Source organism: Alitabrizicola rongguiensis (assembly GCF_021491355.1).
Lineage (GTDB): Bacteria > Pseudomonadota > Alphaproteobacteria > Rhodobacterales > Rhodobacteraceae > Aliitabrizicola > Aliitabrizicola rongguiensis.
In genome coordinates this window covers 1-3,230 of record NZ_JAKENF010000011.1, presented here as the reverse complement: position 1 = coordinate 3,230, position 3,230 = coordinate 1, and the positions used below count along the sequence as shown (strand labels likewise).

The 3,230-nt window shown below is 68.4% G+C and carries 2 protein-coding genes; both read left to right on the top strand.

Annotation, left to right across the window (positions count from 1 at the left end; all coding sequences use genetic code 11):
• Positions 1-55: 55 nt before the first annotated feature.
• Positions 56-2,236, top strand: coding sequence for a dehydrogenase E1 component subunit alpha/beta (locus L0V05_RS20445; RefSeq protein WP_234873347.1), 2,181 nt, complete (start codon positions 56-58; stop codon positions 2,234-2,236).
• The coding region (locus tag L0V05_RS20440) for an ACP S-malonyltransferase (protein WP_234873346.1) at positions 2,233-3,230 on the top strand (998 nt) is incomplete at its 3' end. The genes L0V05_RS20445 and L0V05_RS20440, both read left to right, overlap by 4 nt.

Here is a 3,230-nt window from a genome sequence, read left to right as displayed (position 1 = left end):
TGGCGCAGGGTGTGAGCTTCGACATTGGCTGAGCGCCGTCTGAAGGACTGAACTGATGGACCGCGCGGAGATTGTGCACGAGAACTTCCGCCGTCGGGTGGCGGCGGGGGATTTCCCCGCTGGCCGGGCGCCTGTTGGCCGCCTGTCGCGCGAGGATGCGGTGGCGCTCTTTCGCGCGGGCTGCCTGACGCGGGCGCTGGACCGGACCAGCCGGGCGATGCAGAAGGCGGGGCAGGGGTTCTATACCATCGGCTCTTCGGGGCATGAAGGGATGGCGGCGGTGGCCTGGGCCCTGCGTCCCGGCGACATGGCCTTCCTCCATTACCGCGATGCCGCTTTCCAGATTGCCCGCTCGATGCAGGTGCCGGGCCAGACCCCGGCCTGGGACATGCTTCTGTCCTTCGCCTCGTCGTCCGACGACCCGATCTCGGGTGGGCGGCACAAGGTGCTGGGGTCGCGGGCGCTGATGATCCCGCCGCAGACCTCGACCATCGCCTCGCATCTGCCCAAGGCGGTCGGCGCGGCCTATTCGGTGGGGGCGTCGCGCCGGTTCCGGCCCGAGCATGCGCTGCTGGCCGAGGATGCGGTGGTGATGTGCTCCTTCGGCGATGCCTCGGCCAACCATTCGACGGCTCAAGGCGCGTTCAACACCGCGCAATGGACCTCCTACCAGTCGATCCCGCTGCCGCTTCTCTTCGTCTGCGAGGACAACGGCATCGGCATCTCGACCAAGACGCCGAAGGGCTGGATCGAGGCGACCTTCTCGCAGCGTCCGGGGCTGCGGTATTTCAAGGCCGACGGGCTCGACCTTTACGACGCTTATGCCGTGGCACAGGAAGCGGCCGACTACGTCCGCCGCCGCCGCAAGCCCGCCTTCCTGCACCTGCGCACGATCCGGCTCTACGGCCATGCCGGGGCGGATGTGCCGACGACCTACCTCAGCCGCGAAGAGGTCGAGGCGGAAGAGGCGCAGGATCCGCTGCTGCATTCGGCCCGGCTGCTGAACGCCGCCGGCGCGATGACCCAAGCCGAGGCGCTGGCGATCTATGACGAGACCTGCGCGCGCACGGCCCGCGTCGCGGCCGAGGCGGTGACGCGGCCAAGGCTCAAGACCGCAAGCGAGGTGATGGCCAGCCTGATCCCGCCCAAGCGCACCTGCCGGCCGACCAACGGCCCCTCGACCGAGGCGCGCGAGGCGGCGTTCGGGGGCGACATGAAGGCGATGGCCGAGCCGCAGATCATGTCGCGGATCATCAACTGGGCGCTGACCGACCTGATGCTTGAGCACCGCGAGATCGTGATGATGGGCGAGGATGTCGGTCGCAAGGGCGGCGTCTATGGCGTGACGCAAAAGCTGACGCAGCGCTTTGGCGCCGACCGGATGATCGACACGCTGCTGGATGAACAGTCGATCCTCGGCCTCGCCATCGGCATGGCCCAGAACGGCTTCCTGCCGATCCCCGAGATCCAGTTCCTCGCCTATCTGCACAATGCCGAGGACCAGTTGCGCGGCGAGGCGGCGACTTTGCCCTTCTTCTCGAACGGGCAGTTCACCAACCCGCTGATCCTGCGGATCGCCGGGCTTGGCTACCAGAAGGGCTTCGGCGGGCATTTCCACAACGACAACTCTGTGGCGGTGCTGCGCGACATTCCGGGGCTGATCCTGGCCGTTCCGTCCACCGGCGCCGAGGCGGCGAAGATGCTGCGCGAATGCGTGCGGCTGGCGCGGGAGGAACAGCGGCTGGTGGTGTTCCTTGAGCCGATCGCGCTCTACCCGATGCGCGACCTGCTGGCGGACAAGGATGGCGGCTGGATGACGACCTATCCCGACCCGTCCGAGACGATCCCGCTTGGCGAGGTTGGCGTGCATGGCGAGGGGACCGAGATCGCCTTCGTCACCTTCGGCAACGGCCATTACCTGTCGCGGCAGGCGCAGGCGCGGCTGGCGGACGAGGGTGTCGCCTCGCGGGTGATCGACCTGCGCTGGCTGTCGCCTTTGCCGGTCGAGAGCCTGCTGCAGGCCGTGGGTCCGGCGAAGCGCATCCTGATCGTGGACGAGACGCGCCATTCCGGCGGCGTGGCCGAGGCGCTGATGGCGGTGATGGCCGAGAAAGTCTCGGTCCCGTTCGAACGGATCACCGCCGAGGACAGCTTCATCGCCACCGGCCCGGCCTATGCGGCGACGATGCCCTCGGCCGAGGGGATCTACCGCGCCGCGAAGGGGATGCTGGCATGACCACCGCTGTCGTCGTTTGCCCCGGTCGCGGCACCTATACCAAGACCGAGCTTGGCTATCTCGGTCGTCACTTCGCCGACAAGGCGCTGCTGTCGCGCCTCGACGACAAGCGCCTGGCGCTTGGGCAGGAGACGCTTTCGGCACTGGACGGCGCATCGGCCTATTCGGTCGCCAAGCACACGCGGGGCGACAATGCGAGCGCGCTGATCTATGCCGCGACACTTGGCGACCTGCGCGCGATCCAGGGTGTCGAGATCGTCGCGGTCACCGGCAATTCGATGGGCTGGTATTCGGCGCTTGCCTGCGCCGGGGCGCTGACGCCCGAGGCGGGGTTCGAGGTGGTCAACACCATGGGCACGCTGATGCAGGACAGCCTGATCGGCGGGCAGATCCTGCATCCTTTCGTGGGCGAGGACTGGGTGCCGAACCCGGCACGCAAGGCTGAACTCTTGGCGCTGGCCGACGACATCGCCGCCCGGCCCGGCCACGCCTTTGCCCTGTCGATCGACCTCGGCGGGATGCTGGTCTTCGGCGGCAACGAGGCGGGGTTGAAGGCCTTCGAGGCCGCCGTCCCGCCCGAGCAGGGCCGCTTCCCGATGCGGCTGGCCAATCACGCGGCCTTCCACACCGCGCTGCAGGCCCCGGTCGCGGCGCAGGGCCGCGCGCGGCTGCCCGAACGCCTGTTCGGCCAGCCGAAGCACCCGCTGATCGACGGGCGGGGCTCGGTCTGGTGGCCCGGCGCGACCCATGTCGGCGCGCTTCGCGACTACACCCTTGGTCATCAGGTCGTGGAACCCTACGACTTCACCGCCGCGATCCGCACCGCCGCGCGGGAATTCGCGCCCGACCTCTTCATCGTCACCGGCCCCGGCACCACCCTCGGCGGCGCCGTCGCCCAATCCCTCATCGCCGCAAACTGGAAGGGCCTCTCCGACAAGGCCAGCTTCCAACAGCGACAGACAAACAATCCCATCCTCATCTCAATGGGTATCGA

What these genes read in the sequence shown, in the direction of transcription:
- L0V05_RS20445 (WP_234873347.1), top strand. Translation starts at nt 56, where the DNA reads ATGGACCGCGCGGAGATTGTGCACGAGAACTTCCGCCGTCGGGTGGCG.